Annotated in this window: 15 protein-coding genes; 7 read left to right on the top strand and 8 right to left on the bottom strand. The window is 33.8% G+C overall.

Annotated features, from left to right (window positions below; translation table 11 throughout):
* Positions 1-21 precede the first annotated feature (21 nt).
* From FOF46_RS15815 to FOF46_RS15790, 6 genes are read right to left on the bottom strand one after another with little or no spacing between them, the layout of a single operon-like run.
* Positions 22-1,050: a Gfo/Idh/MocA family protein gene (locus FOF46_RS15815; RefSeq protein ID WP_143917121.1), complete on the bottom strand. Its 1,029-nt coding sequence runs from the start codon at positions 1,048-1,050 to the stop codon at positions 22-24.
* On the bottom strand, positions 1,043-2,302 hold the full coding sequence (locus FOF46_RS15810; protein ID WP_143917120.1) for an MFS transporter: 1,260 nt from the start codon (positions 2,300-2,302) through the stop codon (positions 1,043-1,045). Before FOF46_RS15810 ends, FOF46_RS15815 begins: the two co-directional genes overlap by 8 nt.
* A gap of 1 nt (position 2,303) precedes the next feature.
* Positions 2,304-3,707, bottom strand: a complete 1,404-nt coding sequence (locus FOF46_RS15805) for a four-carbon acid sugar kinase family protein (RefSeq protein WP_143917119.1) — start codon at positions 3,705-3,707, stop codon at positions 2,304-2,306.
* Positions 3,704-4,342 (bottom strand): cyclase family protein, encoded by a 639-nt coding sequence (locus tag FOF46_RS15800; protein ID WP_143917118.1) that lies wholly within the window; start codon positions 4,340-4,342, stop codon positions 3,704-3,706. Before FOF46_RS15800 ends, FOF46_RS15805 begins: the two co-directional genes overlap by 4 nt.
* Before the next feature lie 10 nt (positions 4,343-4,352).
* Complete coding sequence (locus tag FOF46_RS15795) at positions 4,353-5,399, bottom strand: tartrate dehydrogenase (RefSeq protein WP_143917117.1); 1,047 nt, start codon at positions 5,397-5,399, stop codon at positions 4,353-4,355.
* Positions 5,392-6,036, bottom strand: coding sequence for a GntR family transcriptional regulator (locus FOF46_RS15790; RefSeq protein ID WP_143917116.1), 645 nt, complete (start codon positions 6,034-6,036; stop codon positions 5,392-5,394). Before FOF46_RS15790 ends, FOF46_RS15795 begins: the two co-directional genes overlap by 8 nt.
* Before the next feature lie 152 nt (positions 6,037-6,188).
* Here FOF46_RS15790 and ruvB point away from each other — a divergent pair, with 152 nt between their 5' ends.
* Together ruvB and FOF46_RS15780 are read left to right on the top strand one after the other, a co-directional pair.
* A complete protein-coding gene (gene ruvB / locus FOF46_RS15785) occupies positions 6,189-7,211 on the top strand; it encodes a Holliday junction branch migration DNA helicase RuvB (RefSeq protein WP_109435611.1) in 1,023 nt (340 codons plus the stop codon).
* Between the two features lie 33 nt (positions 7,212-7,244).
* Entirely contained in the window at positions 7,245-8,573 is a 1,329-nt protein-coding gene (locus FOF46_RS15780; RefSeq protein ID WP_109435610.1) for a cytochrome P450, read from the top strand.
* A 16-nt stretch (positions 8,574-8,589) separates the two neighbouring features.
* Here FOF46_RS15780 and FOF46_RS15775 read toward each other — a convergent pair whose 3' ends face one another.
* The gene (locus tag FOF46_RS15775; RefSeq protein ID WP_143917115.1) at positions 8,590-9,345 is read right to left on the bottom strand and encodes an RNA polymerase sigma factor; all 756 of its coding nucleotides are present in this window, start codon (positions 9,343-9,345) and stop codon (positions 8,590-8,592) included.
* Between the two features lie 161 nt (positions 9,346-9,506).
* On the opposite strand from FOF46_RS15775, the gene queG reads away from it, so the two are divergent.
* From queG to FOF46_RS15760, 3 genes are all read left to right on the top strand, one after another.
* Positions 9,507-10,433: a tRNA epoxyqueuosine(34) reductase QueG gene (queG, locus tag FOF46_RS15770; protein WP_109435608.1), complete on the top strand. Its 927-nt coding sequence runs from the start codon at positions 9,507-9,509 to the stop codon at positions 10,431-10,433.
* Between the two features lie 209 nt (positions 10,434-10,642).
* The gene (locus tag FOF46_RS15765; protein WP_143917114.1) at positions 10,643-12,361 is read left to right on the top strand and encodes a sodium:solute symporter; all 1,719 of its coding nucleotides are present in this window, start codon (positions 10,643-10,645) and stop codon (positions 12,359-12,361) included.
* Between the two features lie 12 nt (positions 12,362-12,373).
* Positions 12,374-14,314, top strand: coding sequence for a trehalase family glycosidase (locus tag FOF46_RS15760; protein ID WP_143917113.1), 1,941 nt, complete (start codon positions 12,374-12,376; stop codon positions 14,312-14,314).
* A 93-nt stretch (positions 14,315-14,407) separates the two neighbouring features.
* Here FOF46_RS15760 and FOF46_RS15755 read toward each other — a convergent pair whose 3' ends face one another.
* On the bottom strand, positions 14,408-16,600 hold the full coding sequence (locus FOF46_RS15755; protein WP_143917112.1) for a bifunctional alpha,alpha-trehalose-phosphate synthase (UDP-forming)/trehalose-phosphatase: 2,193 nt from the start codon (positions 16,598-16,600) through the stop codon (positions 14,408-14,410).
* Positions 16,601-16,693: 93 nt separating this feature from the next.
* Between FOF46_RS15755 and FOF46_RS15750 the strand changes: the two genes are divergently transcribed.
* Positions 16,694-18,481, top strand: coding sequence for a glycoside hydrolase family 15 protein (locus FOF46_RS15750; protein WP_143917111.1), 1,788 nt, complete (start codon positions 16,694-16,696; stop codon positions 18,479-18,481).
* A gap of 312 nt (positions 18,482-18,793) precedes the next feature.
* Positions 18,794-21,103: an NADP-dependent malic enzyme gene (locus tag FOF46_RS15745; RefSeq protein ID WP_109435604.1), complete on the top strand. Its 2,310-nt coding sequence runs from the start codon at positions 18,794-18,796 to the stop codon at positions 21,101-21,103.
* Positions 21,104-21,247 lie beyond the last annotated feature (144 nt).

The raw sequence follows: 21,247 nt of genomic DNA, 5'->3' as shown, positions 1-21,247 counted from the left end.
CAAAATTTTGAAAGGGTTTTTTTATCTTATAGTAATAGAAGCGTTCATTTTGGAAGATTCATATACAGCATCTTGTATCTGTAATGTTTTAAGATAATTCTGTCCATTAGTTTCAAAGGGCTTTCCTGATATAAACTTGTCAATACAATCTCTTTGAAAAATATAACAACAATCTCCAGCAAATCCAACATCATTATGAACATAGAAATGTTCTTTTTCTATATCACCTAGTTTTTGTACTGTTATTTTTCCATTCGAGTATAGACGAAGAGAACCTTTTGACCCGTCAATCAGATATTCTCCGAATGTATATCTGGATTTTATAAAGTTATTCTCGTTATATCGATTTGCATCCCAAACGGCATGGGCATCATTTTCAAAATTTAAAATCATCATAGCAGCATCTTCTCCTTTAATCACAGGATTTAGTTTTTTGAGGATTGCGTATACACTTTTAACTTCACCAGCATGATATCTGAAAGTGTCTATGTAATGAACTCCTGTCTCATAAATAAGTAACTTTTCATAATCTCTAAAATAAGGTTGCCTTGCCAGGTAAGCATCTTTTCCCCAACCATCACCCATACGGGACCTAAAATTCAAATTAAATAAATCTCCGAGTTCACCTTGATCTATGATTTTTTTGATTTCCCTATGCCAGGGTTGGAAACGAAAATTTTCATGTACTACAAAACGAACTCCTTTTTTCTGTACGTGATCTACGATTTTTTTGGATTCCTCATAGGACGGTGCTAAAGGTTTTTGACATATGATATGCACAGCTTGATCGGCAGCAAATACACACATTTCATAATGTGTCTCTGGAGGAGTAATGATATCTACAAAATCTGGTTTTTCTTTTAGAATCATTTCTTTGTAATCGGTATAGTGTTTTTTAATGCCATAACTATTCATGATGATAGTGGCTCTATCTACATCAGAATTACAAAGCGCAGTAATTTCTACTTCAGGTATTCGTGTCCAGGCTTCATATTGAAACTTACTAAAATAACCTGCTCCAATGACTACGCCTTTTAACTTCTTAATCATCTATTAATTTTTTATTGGGGTTCATAAACAACCAGAGTATAATTGCTATACCTGCAAGTATTGCTGCGAGGTAAAAGAAAGGTTCGTCTGATCCTGTCCATTTTTGCATATAAGGAAAAGCAAGTGCCGTGGTAAAGGCCCCTAAATTTCCTGCCATATTCATCATTCCGGATACTTTACCTGAGTTTTCTTGGCCTATATCCATGCAAAAAGACCAGGATGGGCTAAGTGTCATGTCCGCTCCAAAAATGGCAATAGATAGGCATAGAACGGCTCCTAGAGCTGTATTCATATATAGGCTGGAAATGATTCCGATAATGACAAAACTAAAACCTATAATTGCTGGGATTCTTCTGGAAAGCTTCCATTTTCCTTCTCTATAAATAATATCTACCATATAACCAGAAACCCAATTGCCAACGGCTCCAGCTAATAAAGGAAGCATTGCATAGAATCTTGTATCAATCAAATTAAGTTGATATTTTTGCTTTATATATGGAAATAACCATGTTAGCATAAAAAAGAAAATAAAATTACTGCCTATGTATTGACCCATAGCCAATAGCACATTGCTCGAACTTAAAATTGTTCCAATTCCTATTCCTTTAGTTTTTTTGGTATCAGTCTTTTGTTGTCGATTTTGGATAATGAATTGTTTCTCCTCATCAGATAATGCAGGATGATCTTCAGGCTTGTTTCTAAATACAAAGTAGAATATGACAGCAAATATAATCCCAATGAGTCCAAAGAAATAAAAGATATATCTCCATCCCCAGGCCTCAATTAAATAGGCAACCAAGGGTAAAGCAAATGCAGCGCCCAAGCGTGATCCTGAAAAATTAATTCCTTGAAATATTCCTCTTTCTTTAAGAGGTACCCAAGAGAATGCTGCTCTTGAAATATTAGGGAAAGCTCCTGCTTCCCCTGCACCAAATATGAATCTAAAGAATAAGAGAGAGAGATAATTCCAGGCAGCTCCGGTTAGAGAAGTGAATAATGACCAAAGTATCATGATACTCGCCATTACTTTTCGAACGCCATATGTATCTCCTAACGCACCTCCGGGAACTTGAAATAATGCATAACCCAGAGCAAAAGCTCCTAAAACCCAACCCATTTCTGTATCAGAAAGACTTAAATCGTTACCAATAGCGTCTTTTGCTGTAGATATGCATACTCTATCAACATACAACAGTAATGTTATTAAAAAAGAACCGGCAAAAAAACCATATCTTTTGAAAGATGTACCCATATCAAGATAGTTTTTGTGTTATAGTATATAATAATGTGTCATCTCCTACATTCCCGGGAAAAACAATATAAGGTAGTTTAGGAAACATGGTTGTTGCACCCATTTCCCATACAGGAACTCCGGGAGCTATTTGCCCCATAACTTTTGATCGTCGCATTCTTAATCCTTTTATTGCTAGATCGTGAGAGGTAATACCTCCTTTTGCTAAGATATATTTTGGGGAAACACTAATTCCTTTGATGATCTTTACTAAAGCCTCAGAAACTTTAGAACCTATATTTAAATTATCGTCAATATCAGATCCGGTAATTAATTTTCTGCTGGTATAGAGAACTACATCTTTACCAGAATTTAGTTTTTCCTCTATTTGTTTACTGATAACATTAAGATATGATAAAGCATTATCATTAAGTATTTTCTCGACATTAACCTCTATGGTATTATTGTTATCAAAGTACTTTAAAAGGTAATTAAGCTGAGCTGAGGATTTAGGAACATATGATCCTACTATAATTAAACCACCGCTTTTAACATTTTTAGGAATAAGATCCTCTGTGGTTAGTAGTTTTTTAGGTGTAATTCCAATGTAAGAAGGAATAAACGAACTAGAAGTACGATACAATATTTTTTTGCCAGACTTTTCTGCTAATAATAGAGCATGTGTTATTTTGTCGAGATCATGATAGTTAATTGCATTTACAATGCAGTAACTGCCGGGAGTGAGAGCTTGTACTTGCTTAGATAATAATTGCACACTATGTGTTCTTATATTCTCAATAGAAAATGAAAATACTTTAGAAGCATTTATTTGCCCTTCAGTTTTTTCCTCTATCCATTCACTAAGGTTGGCTTTAGTATATCCAAAAGAGTGATCTTGAGCAAATGGAGTTTTATCTACAGGAATTAAAGTTTCTTTATCGGAAATATAATGGATATCATTCACGGTAACTCTTCCTCCTTCAAACATCACAGGGATAAAAACTAGAATTACTTTATCTAGATTACTTGCTTGTTTTATGGTATTCGTTTCTACGGGAAAATGTCCTCTCAAAGTAGAATCGCTGCGACTAATTATAGTATACTCTCGATTTGTCATTGTCGAAGCGACAAGGATATTTTTTGAAATTTCCTGATATATGATTGAGACCTTGGCTTGTGGTAAACTCCTGGAATTGGTTAGTAAAAAGAATACGGGAGTTTGTTTTTTAAATTCTTGTATCAGGGTGTCTTGATCCCATTGCGCTAATAATGGGATGTCATATACGGTTTGATTTCCAGTGGGATCATCATCAATAATAATACAAGTATGGTTCTGCTTTTTAAAAAGTTCGTGATTAAGCTTTCTGTATTCGGTTTGATCTACAGGAGGTAATAATTTTGATATGTCAGATAATAGTAAAGTCACTCGTATTTTTCTATAGCAATTACTCTGGCAGGAGCACCATCTCCACCAATTATTTTTATCGGTAATGCGATTAAATCTACACAGTTAGATTGTAGCTTGTTAATATTCGTAAGTCCTTCTATAATAACAACTCCTTTTAATAGGATTTGGTGGATTTTGGTAACTTCTTCCAGATTATTTACATCAGCTACAGAAGGAGGTTCAACACCAATCATTTTTATTTTTTTTTCTAAACACCATATAGCAAACCGCTCGCTTATTCTAGGTAATTCATTTCGATAAGCAGAGGTGTTGATTTGTCGTGACCAATTTGTCCATAGAATTAGACTGTCACCTTCAATGATTTTTTTTTGAATATCCGCCGGGATATGTGTTGGATTGATTAACCCTCTGGAACCAATATGACGTAGATCAATGACCCAAGCTCTACCTACAAAATCAGAAACCGGAATTTGATCAATAGTTTGATTACTTACATTAAAATGAATTGGGGCATCCATATGAGTACCGCAATGAGAATAGAAAGTAAGAGTACTGGCATTCCAACCATCTTTTTGGATAGTTTTGCTAGTTTTTTTTGAGAAACCATCTATCTGATTTGTATAGGTAAGCGTAAGATCAACGATGTTTTTCATACAAAACCTATTAAAGATTTTTGATTACTGCATCTGCTACATCAGAAGTACTGGCATTACCTCCTAAATCAACAGTGAGTATACCTTGTTGAGTGGATGTGTCAATAGCCTGCATAATATTATTGGCAGCTTTTGTTTCTCCTAAGTGCTCTAATAATAAAGCGCCAGACCATATTTGACCATATGGATTTGCAATATTTTTACCAGCAATGTCAGGTGCAGATCCATGAATAGGTTCAAACATAGATGGGAACTCTTTTTCGGGATTAATATTTCCACTACCTCCAAGTCCAAGACTACCCATAACGGCTCCGCCAAGATCACTAAGAATATCTCCAAAAAGATTGGTAGTCAATACCACATCAAAAATTTCTGGTTTTAAAACAAAGTTAGCAGTAGAATTATCGATATACATTTGATCATGCTCTATATCAGGATATTGCTGTGCGATTTCTTTAATGACTCTATCCCAATAGGTTAGGCTGTTAATCAATGTATTAGATTTTGTGATATGAGTTACTTTTTTTCTTCGAGTACGAGCAAGTTTAAAGGCATAATGAGCAATCCTTTCGATCCCTTTTCTTGTAAAAATACTAGTATCCACTCCCATTCCGTTTTCAGAATCAGGGAGATACTGATCTCCGACCTGTACAAATTCCCCTTCTGTATTTTCTCTAATGATAACAAAATCAATATGTTTTTCACTTCTAAGAGGACGTTGTACGCCAGGGTAAGTGCGTACTGGTCTGTAGTTAACGTATTGATCAAAATGTGTACGTACTTTGAAAGTATAATCTTTGGCAGGAAGTGTATCATCAACCTCGGGTAAACCTACAGATCCAAAATAAATAGCATCAAATTGTTTGAGAGTATCTAAGCCATCTTTTGGTAAAAACTCTCCATTTTTGATATAGTATCCGGCTCCCCAATCAAAATGTGTTGTCGAAATAGTAAAACCATGTTTTTGGGCTACTACCTCAAGAACTTTTATTCCTTCTGGGACAATTTCATTTCCTATACCATCTCCTGGTACAACTGCAATATTATAATTATTCACTTTTATGGTTTTTATATTGGTCAATTAATAATTCTCTCGATTTTCTAATGTGCTCCCTGGCATATCGTTCTGCATCATCAGGATTTCCTTGTTCGATAGCGGTGATAATTTTAAAATGCTCTTCTAAGGTTTCTTCCGGCGGACGTACTAATCCATGCCCAATTACCTTGTCATGAATATTGCTGAAAAAGTAAATTTTATCTAGAGGAGCATTTTCTGTGAGTTTAATGAGAAGCTTATGGAAATTTTCATCTGCTTTAGTATAGGTTTGAGAATCAATATTTTCATCTTCTAAAAAAGGCGTAAAACACTTTTTTAAAGCATCAGTGTTATTATCGTTCTTATACGTTGCTAATAACCGAGCAGCCATACCTTCGATAGCTTCCCTACATATATATACATCTATGATTTCTTTTAGGTCTCTGGTTTTTACAAACATTCCCCTTCTGGGAATACTCTCAATCAAATACTCGTTTTCCAGGGTGAGTAAGGCTTTCATCAGAGGAGTTCTGCTAACTCCTAAAGTTTCAGCAATTTTTTCCTGAATTATTTTTTCACCGGGCTTTAGATCCCCATCAAGAATCATTTCTTTTAACCGTATATAAATCGGTCTGCTAAGATCTGCGTGTTCTATCACAATTATTTTGTATTTTGTATACAAAATGCAATTTACAATTTAATTTTGGATTTAGATGATCGGAAACGGATGGACTTTTTCTATTATCTTTGTGGAGATTTAAAAAAATCATTTCACATTTATTATTATTTTTCTTTTTTTGAATATATCTTATGAATGAAAACCTCGATCCAACAAATGAACATTTTTCTGGCGAAGACCTTGATATAGAGAGAGCGTTAAGACCACTGGCATTTGAAGATTTTGCAGGACAGGATCAGGTATTAGAAAATCTTAAGATTTTTGTACAGGCAGCTAACCTTAGAGATGAAGCTTTGGACCATACCTTATTTCATGGTCCTCCAGGTTTGGGAAAAACTACATTAGCACATATTTTGGCTAATGAGTTAAGTGTTGGTATCAAAGTGACATCAGGTCCAGTACTCGATAAGCCGGGAGACTTAGCAGGATTGTTGACTAATCTTGATGATAGAGATGTATTATTTATAGATGAAATTCATAGATTAAGTCCTATAGTAGAAGAGTATTTATATTCTGCTATGGAAGATTATAAGATTGATATCATGATCGAAAGCGGTCCAAATGCGAGGACTGTGCAGATTAATCTCAATCCATTTACATTAGTTGGAGCAACAACGAGATCAGGATTACTAACCGCTCCCATGAGAGCGCGTTTCGGGATTCAATCTCGATTACAATATTATACTACAGAATTACTATCAACTATAGTAGAAAGAAGTGCTCATATTCTTAATGTGCCTATTTCTATGGAAGCTGCTATAGAGATTGCCGGAAGAAGTCGAGGTACACCTAGAATTGCAAATGCCTTATTACGTAGAGTTCGTGATTTTGCCCAAATCAAAGGAAACGGAAAAATTGATATCGAAATTTCTAAATTCGCTTTAAAAGCACTTAATGTGGATGCACATGGATTGGATGAGATGGATAATAAAATCTTGACAACTTTGATCGATAAGTTCAAAGGGGGACCGGTAGGTATAACTACTCTTGCTACTGCTGTTAGTGAAAGTGCAGAAACTATAGAAGAAGTATATGAACCTTTTTTAATACAGCAAGGGTTTATTATGCGTACTCCGCGCGGTAGAGAAGTTACAGAGGCAGCGTATAAACATCTTGGACGCATAAAAGGTGGAATTCAAGGTGGATTATTTTAATAGTATTAACTTTTCCAAACAAATTATTTTGTAATGGGTAACGATATCCCCAAAGTTTCTTTTTTTAATGTACTTAACAATGCCAATCGTATTCTCAAGAATCCGCTTCCTTTTCATCATGAGAATTTTGAAAAACATGGAGATGTTTTTGAAGTAAAATTAGGATTCGGGAAATCTGTAATTTTTACACGAGATGCAGGTTTTGCTAAACATATGTTGCAGAAACAACATAGAAAATATAGTAAGTCATCACTGCAAACCAAAGATCTTGCTAAATATATAGGAGAAGGCTTATTGACAGCTGAAGGTGAAAAATGGCTGAAACAAAGAAGACTTATTCAACCTGCTTTTCATAAGAAAAAATTAGAAACTCTAATAGATACAATTACCGAAGTAATTAGAGAAGAACTTTTAAAAATAAAACCTAACAAAGAATTAGATGTTTTTCCCTTAATGAGTGATTTAGCATTTAAGGTAGTTGCAAAATCATTGTTTAGTTATACCGATGAAGGTGAAACCATATCTCGATTGCAACACATAACAGAAGCTGCACAACAATTTCTCATCAAAGAAATAAGACAACCCTATAAACGGTGGTGGTTTTATCTTACAGGAAAGGTCAAAGATACCCTTACATTAACAAGAGAATCCAGAGATATTCTCAATACTATTATTGAAGAAAGAAGAGCGTCTAAGGTAGAATACAATGACCTGTTGGATATGTTGTTAGCATCTCGATATGAAGATGGAACCGCAATGGGTAATGAACAATTAATTGATGAAATTCTGATATTGTTTACTGCAGGTCATGAAACTACTTCTAATGCTTTAACATTTACCTTGCTGTTGCTTGCAAAACATCCTGAGATTCAAGAAAAAATATACAAAGAGGTTTCTGGAGATGAAGAAAATAAATCACCAATAGAACAGATTGCAAAGTATCAATATACAAAACAATGTATCGAAGAAGCAATGCGATTATATCCTCCTGCATATTTTTCTGATAGAGTTGCCATAGAAGACGATTCATATAATCATCTTTTTCTTAAAAAAGGAACTACCGTGCTTATTTCTTTTTTTGAAATACATAGGCATATGAATTTTTGGGAAAACCCAGAAAGTTTTAATCCAGAGCGATTTAGTCCAGAAGTTGATAAAAAAGAGTATTCTGATCAATATTTCCCTTTTGGCTTAGGGCCACGGATGTGTATTGGTAATAATTTTGCGATGTACGAAATGATTCTGGCAATAAGTAGTATGATCAGGAAATATAAAATTCAAACCAGTCTTGATAGTATTGAAGTAAAACCTTTGATTACATTAAAACCAATGGAAGCCCCCTTAACTTTTACTTCCAGATAAGTATTTTTAAGGGACTTTATGTTATTTGTTTTAGAATCTCTGTGTGGTATTTTAGGAAATATACCAATGTGATAATGACAAGTATTAAAGCTAACACGAGCCACCATTTTATTTTCTTTTTTCTTTTTTCATGAATAGGACCTTTAGATTCTATGTCAGAAAGTAATAATCGAAAATTTTGTGAATCATGATCTTCAGTTATTCTTTTAAGATTTCCCTGAAATTCAATTTCATTCTCTATACCTGCATTCAGGTTTTTAAGTTGTTGTGTACAAAGTGATTTTTTGTTTTTTACTACAGTGATATTTTCATATCCTGGTCTGTCGGCAATCTCCTCTATAGCTAGACCTCTATAATAAAATAATATTAATATTTCCTGACAGCGCTCTCCAAGTGTGCCAAAAAACTGATGTAAAACTTTTTGTTCCTTAGATAATGTAATGGGTGCATCTAATTCTACTTCCACAAATTTGCTATCCGTAGAAGAAAATTGTAAATCAGGAGAAGTGCTGTCTTCTTGGTAGTTAGATAACATGGTCTTGCCAATTCCAAATAAATAAGGCTTAATAGAGCCTTTGATTTGATTCAGTTTTCCTTGTATACAATGTTTTCTTAGTACAACAAATGCTTCCTTATAAATATCAATTATGATATCAGCTTCGGTTTTATGTTTCTTACCAAAATTTAAGAAAGCTTTCTTATAAGAAAAATACAACCGACTAATTTCTTTTGGACTGCTGTTAGTTAAAATATGGATAAGCGATGGGTTCATTAGGGGGAGTTTGTATTCCTCTAAGGTATAAAAAACATTTTTTCTTTTTTGGTAGAAAGAAAAAAGTAATAGATTTTAGAAAATAATAGCAGTATCAATTTTAATCTATATTGAGCAATCGTTGTACTTTAGCAAAAACACAGTAATAATATTTTATCGAATTGAATTCTAAAGCCAAACATACCCAATTGATAAAAGCAGAGGCAAAACGCCTTGGTTTTTTATCTTGTGGAGTTTCTAAAGCAGAATTTCTTGAACAAGAGGCTCCAAGGTTAGAGCAATGGCTTAATAATAATATGCATGGCCAAATGCAGTATATGGAGAATCATTTTGATAAACGACTGAACCCGACTCTACTTGTTGATGATGCTAAGAGTGTCATATCCTTACTCCTTAATTATTTTCCTTCTGAAGTACAGCAAGACTCAGAAGCTCCCAAAATTTCAAAATATGCCTATGGTACCGATTATCATTTTGTAATAAAAGACAAATTAAAACAGTTGCTATCTTTTATTCAGGAAGAAATAGGAGATGTCTATGGGCGTGCTTTTGTAGATTCTGCTCCGGTTTTGGATAAAGCCTGGGCGGCAAAAAGTGGTTTGGGATGGATTGGTAAAAATAGTAACCTACTTACGCAACAAGTTGGTTCTTTTTATTTTATTGCAGAATTAATCGTCGATCTCGAATTAGAATATGATACCCCGGTTACTGATCATTGCGGAACGTGTACAGCCTGTATAGATGCATGTCCTACTCAAGCTATAGTAGAGCCATATGTAGTAGATGGAAGTAAATGCATTTCTTATTTTACTATAGAATTAAAAGAAGAGATACCTAATGGTTATAAGGGACAATTTGATGATTGGATGTTTGGCTGTGATGTATGTCAGGATGTATGTCCTTGGAATCGTTTCTCTAAACCTCATAATGAACCTTTGTTTCATCCAAAACCAGAGTTGTTAGAAATGACCAAAAAAGATTGGCAAGAAATTACTCAGGAAGTATTTTCAAAAGTTTTTCAGAAATCTGCAGTAAAAAGAACCAAGTTCTCTGGGTTACAAAGAAACATTCGATTTTTAGAGGATTAACAGAGTTTTTATTACAAATTTCATAATACAAACGTTTGCATTTTGAGTTGAGGCTATTTTGAATATCAAAATCGTATCCAATTTTGAATTATCTTGTATATTCATCAGATAATTTAACAAAAAGTAAACAATTTTAGTTTTTAAGGTACCCCCTAGATCTTATTCTTTGAAAACAAATATTCTTTGATTTAGCATAAAACACTTCACACATGAACGAATTATCTTATATCGACATTGCGGTAATCGTAGTATATTTAGTCGGTATTATTATTTACGGGATTTCCAAATCCAAGAGAGGGAGTTCTGAGGATTATTTCCTTGGAGGTAGAACGATGACATGGCCTATTGTAGGGATTGCTTTGTTCTCAGCAAATATTTCGAGTTCTACATTAGTTGGACTCGCTTCAGACGCATATCAAACCAATATAAATGTGTATAATTATGAGTGGTATGCAGTAGTGGTTCTGATATTTTTTGCCATATTCTTTTTACCTTTTTATCTAAGATCAGGGGTATATACTATGCCAGAGTTTTTAGAAAGGAGATATGATAGTAGATCCAGATATTATTTTTCTTTTATAACAGTAGTGGGTAATATTTTAGTAGATACTGCTGCCGGATTATATGTAGGTAAAATTGTTTTAACCTTATTGTTTCCATCAATGGATTCGACATTGATCCTTATTATTCTTGCTGTGGCTGCGGCTGCATATACGATTCCCGGAGGGTTAAACTCTGTAATCCAGACAGAGGTTATCCAGGCAATATTGTTAATTTTGGGTTCATGTCTATTAACGTATTTTGCTTTTGACCAATTAGGAGGAGGATGGTCTGGTATGATGGCCAAACTCGACACTATGTTATCAGCAGGGGATGTTAATTTTGGAGATCGAGCAGCAGAAGGAAAATTTATACCAAAAAATTCTAGTGAAGTATTTAGTTTAGTAAGACCTTCTAATGATGAGTTTATGCCTTGGTGGGGATTACTTACTGGTGTTCCTTTGTTAGGGTTTTATTTCTGGGCAAATAATCAATTCATGGTACAACGTGTATTAGGAGCTAAAGATTTAAATCATGGCCGATGGGGAGCTCTTTTTGCAGGGTTGCTTAAATTACCTGTAATTTTTATTATGGTAGTTCCGGGTGTTTTAGCACTGCTTTTATTTAGTACATTAGATATAACAGGACTTAATTATGAATTGACCAATGGTGAAATTTGTAATAATCTTGCAGATTGTCCTAATCTAACTTATCCTGTATTACTATTTCAGTTGTTACCCGTCGGAGTTTTAGGATTGGTAGTTGCAGGCTTAATGGCAGCGATGATGTCATCTGTTTCGGCAACATTTAATTCGGCTTCTACATTAGTGACTATGGATTTTGTAAAACAAATGAGACCTGATTTAACAAGTAAGCAATTAGTAAGGGTTGGTCAGGTTACCACGATAATTCTTGTGGTTTTAGCAATTTCCTGGGTTCCGTTTATAGAAAGTGTCAGTGATTCTCTATGGACATATTTACAATTAGTAATTGCGTATACTTGTCCACCAGCAGTGTCTACATTTATTCTTGGTTTGTTTTGGAAACGTGCAAATGGAACAGGATCTATTGTGAGTTTACTAACAGGTTTTTCCCTTGCCATATTTATGATTTTGTCACAGTCTTTTGATTGGGTACTAGAAATCAATGAATTGCACTTTCTGGCAAAGGCGACTTGGTTATTTGTAATTTGTATATTGATCCATGTAATTGTGAGTTTATTCACTAAACCGCAATCAGAACAACAAATAAAAGAATACACATACAAGAAAGCTATGTTTGCAGAAGAATCAAAAGAACTTGCCGGAATATCATGGTATAAAAATTATAGGATATTATCAGTTATTCTTTTGATCTTAACAGCAATTGTAGTAGGTTTTTTTTGGTAAGAAAATAAGATGATGAATACTATTAAATTCAAATATATACTTGGGCTATTTGTGATAGTAATTTTGGTAGCTTGTCAACAAGAACAGAAACCTGAATATTTAAATCATGCTTTTCTGTTAGAAAAATTAATCAAACAAGAAGACACTGATGGAGATAAGAAAATTACTATAGAAGATAAAGGGCCTAAAAGATTTGAATTTGTTAACCAAAAAGGAGTGTCTTTTTTAATAGAGGGGACATACCAATTGTCAAACCTTCTTCAAGAGCTAGCAATCACCGGGGATGATGAATCCATTGATATCGATAAGATTACTGAGAAACCTACAGATCGTATTTCAAGATTAATCAAAACTCGATTTTGGAATAACCTAACTCGATCTATTGATAAACAAGGATTAGCAAAGGTTTTAGAAGATACAAAATCTACTACCGATACACTGCGACTATACATCCCACATCGAGATACTGCAGCTGCAAAATATTTTAATACCCTTACAACAGAGTTTTCAAAACTGGAGGTTGTTATCCTTCCAGAAGAAATCACGCCTGAATATGTGAACAAAATAAATCAAAAACCAGGAATCCTTAACCTTGCTCATGATGCAATTGATAAAGAATATAAAGGAAAACTGTTTGTAGTGCCAGGAGGAAGGTTTAATGAAATGTATGGATGGGATAGTTATTTTGAATCTATAGGATTGTTAATTGATGGCAGGGCAGATTTGGCTATGGTTATGGCAGATAATTTTGCCTACCAGATTAAACACTATGGGAAAATTCTTAATGCCAACAGAAGTTATTACTTAACTCGTACACAGCCTCCTTTTTTTAGTTCTTTGGTTAAAGAGGTCTATCTTAATAACCCTAAAGTTTCAAAAGAATGGATAGCCGAAAACCTAAAAATGGTCATTCAGGAATATGAAACAGTCTGGATGAAAAAAGGGATTAGGTTAACCAATACAGGACTTAATCGTTTTTATGGAGAAGGTATAGGAATGCCTCCAGAAACAGAAGAAGGTCATTTTGATTTTGAACTAAAAAAGTATGCAGAAAAACATCAATTATCTCTAGAAGAATTTAAAGAAAAATATAGAAATCGAGATTTAATCGATACAGAATTAGATTCCTATTTTACTCATGACCGTTCGATGAGAGAAAGCGGTCATGATACATCTAATCGATTGGATGGAGTATGCGCCAATTTAAATACCGTTGGCTTAAATAGCCTATTGTATAAATATGAAACTGACATTGCATATCTTATAAAGAACGTGTTTGATAATGCTTTTGAGGTCAATGGAACGAAATATGAATCAGCGATTTGGTTACTAAAAGCAGAAGAACGAAAAAAAATGATGAATGTATTGATGTGGAATGAAGAAAAAGGTTCTTTTTATGATTATGATTTTATAATCCAAAAGCAAGTACCTGTGGTGTCTGCAACCAATTTTTATCCATTATGGGCAGGAATCTGTAGTAAAAAGCAAGCATCTGTTTTGTTGGAAGGATTATTCGAAAATTTGGTTCAAAAAGGAGGGATTTCGGGGACTACAGATATCACAGACAAAAATGACCCTAATGCCCCACAAAGGCAATGGGACTATCCAAATGGGTGGGCTCCACATCAAATGCTACTTTGGAAAGGATTGATGACTTATGGATATGATAATGAAGCACAAGAACTAATATATCGTTGGTTATGGACGATTACCAAAAATGCAGTAAATTATAATGGTACGATACCCGAAAAATATGATGTAGTGGATGCTACACATAAGGTATATGCAGAATATGGTAATGTAGGAACAGAATTCGATTATATCACTCCCAGTGGTTTTGGGTGGATGAACGCCTCTTATCAACTAGGATTAAGTCTTTTACCAATAGATCTTAAAAATAAACTAGATCAACTCATAGATCCAGACGAAATTTTTACAAAAACAAATATGTGATTACATGATTGGTAATAGATACGTTAGAAATAATAGTCCTTTTTTCTATTTGTTATTTTTTAAAGTCTAAATTCACAACGAGCTAAGTTTATATTACTTAAATGAACTAAGAAGTTCATGAACCTGGTTGGTGTCTTCGACATAATATCGAGCAACAGTTTTCTTTAAACCAACTTTAACCGTATATGCCAAATCAGGTAATTCTTTAAACATATATTCATCGGTCCAATCGTCGCCTATAGCAAATATAAAATCATAGCTTTGTCCGACTAACATTTTTGCAGCAGATTTTCCCTTGTCAACGCCACTTACCTTAATTTCTAATACCTTATCTCCTTCTAGAATTTCAAGATTGTGATTTGCTATTAAATGTTGGATAGTCATTTTGAGTTCCATAGCTCTTTTTTTACCAAGATCTGGATCTACACTTCTAAAATGCCAAGCCAGAGAATAGTTCTTTTCTTCTATCAAGGATCCAGGAGTACGATCTGTAAAGGATTCTAATACTGGCGAAATGGACTCAAACCATTTGTTGGTTACTCTTTCAAGTAGTTCCCAATCTTTTTCTGTTTCTTTAAGCCAAACACCATGTTCTGTAATTAGTGTGTAGTCTTTATGGCCAAACCATCTGTTAAAGGTGTCCTTGTCTCTACCCGTTATGATAATTAATTTTGTATTAGGAGCTTTATGAATAGCATCTAGGATATCAAATATTTTTTGAGTTGGTTTGGCATTTTCAGGTAATTTTTCAAAAGGCGCTAATGTTCCATCATAATCGAGGAAAAATATTTTTTTGTTAGCGTTTAAAAAATCAGACAGTATAGCGTCTTTGATAGAGGGAGTTAATTTTTTTAATAATATTTTTTTTGCATTGGTTTTGGTGTTTTCTAATGCTTCCATAAAGTCATTAGCCCATTTTTCGACATTGTATCTCTTTAGTCGTTTCTGTAAAGCAGTGTTTCTTTTAATTTGTTCTTCCTCAGGCATTTCGAGAGCAAACTTGAGGGTGTCTGCAATCTCTTCAAAATTATTTGGATTAATAATCAAAGCCTCACTCATTTCTTTAGAAGCTCCTGTCATTTCACTCAAAATCAACACCCCTTTTTTATCTACTCTAGAGGCTACGTATTCTTTGGCAACCAAATTCATACCATCTCTTATGGGTGTTAGTAAAGCAACTTCACTCGAAGTGTACAGGTCGATCAGGTTTTCAAAAGGCATTGAGCGATAGAAATACCAGATAGGTGTCCAACTAACTTCTGCAAACTTTCCGTTAATACGACCTACTAATTGGTCAATTTCATTTTTTAAGATTTGATATTGTGGTACGTCAGATCGAGATGGAACCGCAAGCATTACCAATCTTGCTTTACCTTTAAATTGAGGGTATTTTTCCAAAAAATACTCAAAAGCTCTCAACCTGTTTGCAATTCCTTTGGTATAGTCAAGCCTATCAATAGATAATATAAGTTTTGCGTTATAATGTTTATCTATTTCTTGTTGAATTTCAGTTTTTTCCTTTTTCTCTTTTTGGTCGTGGTCTAAAGCAGCATTGTAAAATTTTTCATAATCAATACCCATTGGAAAAGAATCAACTTTTACAATTCGATTATCAAGATGTACATTATTAAAATTAATTTCATGACCTAATATACGCTGAGTAGCACTTAAAAAATGACGTTCATAATCGTATGTGTGAAATCCAATAAGATCAGCCCCTAACATACCCTTGAGAAGTTCTTTTCTGTAAGGAATTGTTCTAAAAACTTCATATGATGGAAAAGGGATATGTAAAAAGAATCCTATAGAAACGTTAGGTTTCTTTTTTCGAATCATTTCTGGCAATAACAATAATTGATAATCATGAACCCAAATAGTATCTCCTTCATTAAGATTTTCTATGACAACATCTGCAAATTTTTGATTTACGTCATAATAGGCGTCCCAAGTATCTTTTTCAAACTCTGTGTATTCCATAAAATAATGGAATAATGGCCATAAGGTGTTATTGCTAAAACCAAAATAAAATTTATCAATATCATATTCAGTCAGAGGAACCCCTACACATTGATGTTTTTTTAAGGCATTAGCAACTAATTCTTCTAAGTTTTTATCTAGTTTTTCTTCTGGAAGACCGCTCCAGCCTATCCATATACTATCACTACCAGAATGTACCGATTTCATACCTGTTGCTAATCCGCCAACACTGGGAGTAGTTTCAATAGAATTATTATCGATTCTTAATTGAAGTGGTAGTCTATTTGAGATTATAATAGTTTTACTCATAAACAGTGTTTAAATTTGGTTTTTTGTTTTTGTTTTTTGCTAAATTTCGGAAAAAAGGATTTAAAAACAGCAATTAAAAAGAACTTTGAGCCTATGGATAATCTCGATTATGGAATTATTGGAAATTGTAGAAGCGCAGCCCTAATTTCAAAAACCGGATCTTTGGATTGGTGTTGCTTGCCTAACTTTGATTCTTCTTCGGTATTTGCAAAAATTTTAGATGAACAAAAAGGTGGTTCTTTCGAAATCCTGGTTTCTGATGATTACAAAGTATCACAAAAGTATATTCATAAAACCAATATCCTGGTCACAGAGTTCAACAATGGAACAGATATTTTTGAGAGTATAGATTTTATGCCCAGATATCAAAATGAAGATGGGAGTTATCATAATCCGGCAGATATTATAAGGTATATCAAATTAATTGCCGGAAAACCTACTTTCAGAGTAAAATATAATCCAAAGCTTGAATATGCAAAGGAAGAAACGTATTCAAAAAAAACAGAAAATTACATAAAAAGTATTACCAATAAGGATAAATATGACACCTTATATTTGTACTCAGATTTGGATTTGGAGGGCATACTGAGCGGAGAAAAAATTACATTAACCGATCATGCTTATTTTCTGATTAGTTACCATGAAAAAATTCTGGAACAAACTTTAGAGCGCTGTTATCTTAAATTACAACGAACCCGTGTGTATTGGTTAAATTGGAGCGAAAAAACAACCACATATGCAAAATATAATGATGAAATATTAAGAAGTGCTCTTGTGCTCAAGTTATTGAGTTATGAAAAATCTGGAGCTGTATTAGCCGCTGCAACTACTTCATTGCCAGAAACCATAGGCGAAGTTCGTAATTGGGATTATCGCTTTTGTTGGATTCGAGATGCTTCTATGGTTATTAAAGTAATTTCAGATCTTGGACATAAAAATGTTGCACAACGTTTTCTAAGGTTTATCATTGATATCATACCGGATAAGGATGAGAAAATACAGATTATGTATGGAATTAATGGAGAAAAAGACCTTACAGAAAAAACATTAGATCATTTAAGCGGATATAAAAACTCTAGTCCGGTTCGTATCGGAAATGCTGCATTTCATCAAAAACAAAATGATATTTATGGAATTTTAATGAATGTGATTTATCAGCAATTTGTAAAGTTTGAATGTACCGTAGATGATAACGAGAGTTTATGGACAATTAGTAAAAGTATTGTACATATTGTAAATGTAAATTGGGAAAAACCAGATAAGGGTATTTGGGAATTTAGAACCGAAGAACGACATTTTACTTTTTCTAAATTGTTATGTTGGGTAGCTGTTGACAGAGCAATTAAAATTGGTGAACTTATTAATAAAAAAGGGAAGAACAAACGTTGGAAAGCACTTCGGGATCGTATTTATAATGATATTTATGAAAATGCCTGGAATGAAGAAGTACAAGCATATACACAATCTTATGGGTCTAGTGATTTAGATGCTTCTACTTTATTAATGGAATCTTATGGATTTATAGATGCAAAAGATCCACGTTTTATAAGTACGGTAAAGGCAACAGAAAAAGAATTGTGTAATGATGGCTTATTATATAGATACAAAAATAAAGATGACTTTGGATTGCCATCCTCTTCTTTTACTATTTGTAGTTTTTGGTTTATCAATAGTCTGTTTAAAATAGGAGAAGAGGAAAAAGCAAAAAAACTTTTTGATCAATTACTTTCTTACAGTAATCATCTAGGGCTTTTTAGCGAGGATATTGATTTCAAAACCAAACGTTTATTAGGTAACTTTCCACAAGCATATTCTCACCTAGCATTAATAGAGACAGCTGTTAATTTTTCTGAAATGGGAGTTAATGAGAAGTGTTCGTGATAAAAAAAGTAAACTTAAAGAATACAAACTATTAGGAATATTCTGTTTATCTATAATTTGATTGATATTGTTATAGATTGTTTTTAAAAATAAATTAAACCAATGTGTGTATCCTGACGAAATTTCTATGAAAACAGGTATATGATTGCACAATTAGCAATAGATACGTTAAAAAAACAACTTCTTTTTTCTATTTGTTATTTTTTGAAAGATTAAGCACTATAAATTTCTGCATCTCAATCGGACTTGTACCTTTGTATATGTAATAGTTTAATACAATTTATTGTATTCGCACATTTATCTAAATTTAGTATGAGTATCGAAAGTAAAAGAAGAGAGGCTTTAGTGTATCACGCAAAGCCCACCCCCGGCAAAATAAAAGTCGTTCCTACTAAAAAATATGCAACTCAAAGAGATCTGGCATTGGCATATTCCCCAGGTGTTGCAGAACCTTGTTTAGAAATAGAAAAAGATATTTCTAATGCGTATAGATATACTGCAAAAGGTAATCTGGTTGCAGTAATATCTAATGGAACCGCAGTTTTAGGACTAGGAGATATTGGTCCCGAGGCCTCTAAACCAGTAATGGAAGGTAAAGGATTATTATTTAAAATCTTTGCAGATATTGATGTATTTGATATTGAGGTAGACACCAAAGATGTGGATGCTTTTATTGAAACGGTAAAAAATATTGCACCAACCTTTGGAGGAATAAACCTAGAAGATATTAAAGCTCCTGAAGCTTTTGAAATCGAAAGAAGACTAAAAGAAGAGTTAGATATACCAGTAATGCATGATGATCAGCATGGTACCGCAATAATTTCTGCTGCGGCTTTACTTAATGCTTTAGAGATTGCAGGTAAAAAAATCGAAGACGTAAAAATAGTAGTGAGTGGAGCAGGTGCTGCAGCGGTTTCCTGCACCAGGCTCTATAAAGCTTTCGGCGCAAAAGCAGAAAATATTGCAATGACCGATAGTAAAGGAGTTATACGTAAAGACCGCGATAATCTTACCAAAGAGAAAGCAGAGTTTGCAACTGATAGAGATCTAAATGAATTAGAAGATGCTATGAAAGATGCAGATGTCTTTATTGGTCTGTCAATGGCAAATCTTGTGACTCAAGAGATGTTGGTATCTATGGCAGATAACCCAATTGTTTTTGCAATGGCAAATCCAGATCCTGAAATAAAATATGATCTTGCTATAAAAGCTCGTAAAGATGTGATTATGGCTACAGGAAGAAGCGATCATCCTAACCAGGTAAATAATGTCTTGGGATTCCCTTTTATCTTTAGAGGAGCATTGGATGTTCGTGCAACAGGAATCAATGAAGAAATGAAAATGGCAGCTGTAAAAGCATTAGCAGAATTGGCCAAAGAACCTGTTCCTGAGCAAGTAAATATTGCCTATGGAGAAACACGTCTTAACTTTGGAAGAGAGTATATAATTCCGAAACCGTTTGATCCACGTTTGATTGCAAAAGTACCTCCGGCAGTTGCAAAAGCCGCAATAGAAAGTGGTATAGCAACAGAGCCAATTACAGATTGGGAGAAATATGAAAATGAGTTGCTTGAGCGTATGGGTAATGATAATAAATTGGTGAGATTACTACTCGACAGAGCAAGAACAAATCCAAAACGAGTTGTCTTTACAGAAGGAGACCACTTGGATGTTTTAAAAGCTGCACAAACTGTAAAAGAAGAGGGTATTGCTTTTCCAATTTTATTGGGACGTAGAGATATTATTCTGGAACTGATGAAAGAGATTGATTTTGATCCAAGTGATATTACTATCATCGACCCTAAAGCAGACGAAGAGTATGATCGCAAAAATGCATACGCCAAAAAATATTGGCAAACCCATAAACGTAAGGGGATAACATTATATGATGCAGAGAAATTAATGCGAGAGCGTAATTATTTTGCTGCTATGATGGTTAATGAAGGAGATGCCGATGCATTACTTTCTGGATATTCTAGAAGTTATGCTTCAGTAGTAAAACCGATGCTAGATCTTATAGGGCTGGCAAAAGGAGCTACTCGTATTGCTACAATGAATGTTATGATGACCGATAAAGGACCATTATTTATAAGTGATACCTCAATTAATATAGATCCTTCTTCAAAAGAATTGGCTAAAATAGCACAGATGACAGCCAGAACAGTAGAGATGTTCGGAATCAAACCTGTAGTAGCTATGATTTCTTATGCCAACTTTGGATCATCAAAACATGATAATGCTTCAAAGGTACAGGATGCAGTATCGTATTTGCATCGATATTATCCAAATCTGGTTGTTGATGGAGGATTACAAATGAATTTTGCACTGAATAGAAAAATGCGAAAAGATAAATTCCCATTTTCTAAGCTTAATGGGCAAAAAGTAAATACTCTGGTGTTTCCTAATTTGGATGCAGCAAATAGTAATTATAAACTATTAAGTGAATTAAATAATGCAGAATCTATTGGTCCTATTATGATGGGTATGCGTAAACCGGTACATATTTTGCAGTTGGGGGCAAGTGTAGAGGAAATGATTAATATGGCTGCAGTAGCTGTTATTGATGCGCAAGAGAAAGAAAAAAGAGACTTGCATTTATCTGCAATGTCTAAGGATATTTAGAATATAAGATACATATATTTAACCCGTTGTGCATTTAGAAAAAGTTGCGCAAACTGCTAAAAGGCAGTAAATTGTAGTTACGACACTATAATTCATATGCACAACTTTCAAGCAAATTACGATAAAATACTCAAGGTTTTAAAA

The sequence above is a fragment of the Aquimarina algiphila genome (assembly GCF_007489275.1).
Classification (GTDB): domain Bacteria; phylum Bacteroidota; class Bacteroidia; order Flavobacteriales; family Flavobacteriaceae; genus Aquimarina; species Aquimarina algiphila.
This window is presented reverse-complemented; position numbering and strand designations above follow the sequence as displayed.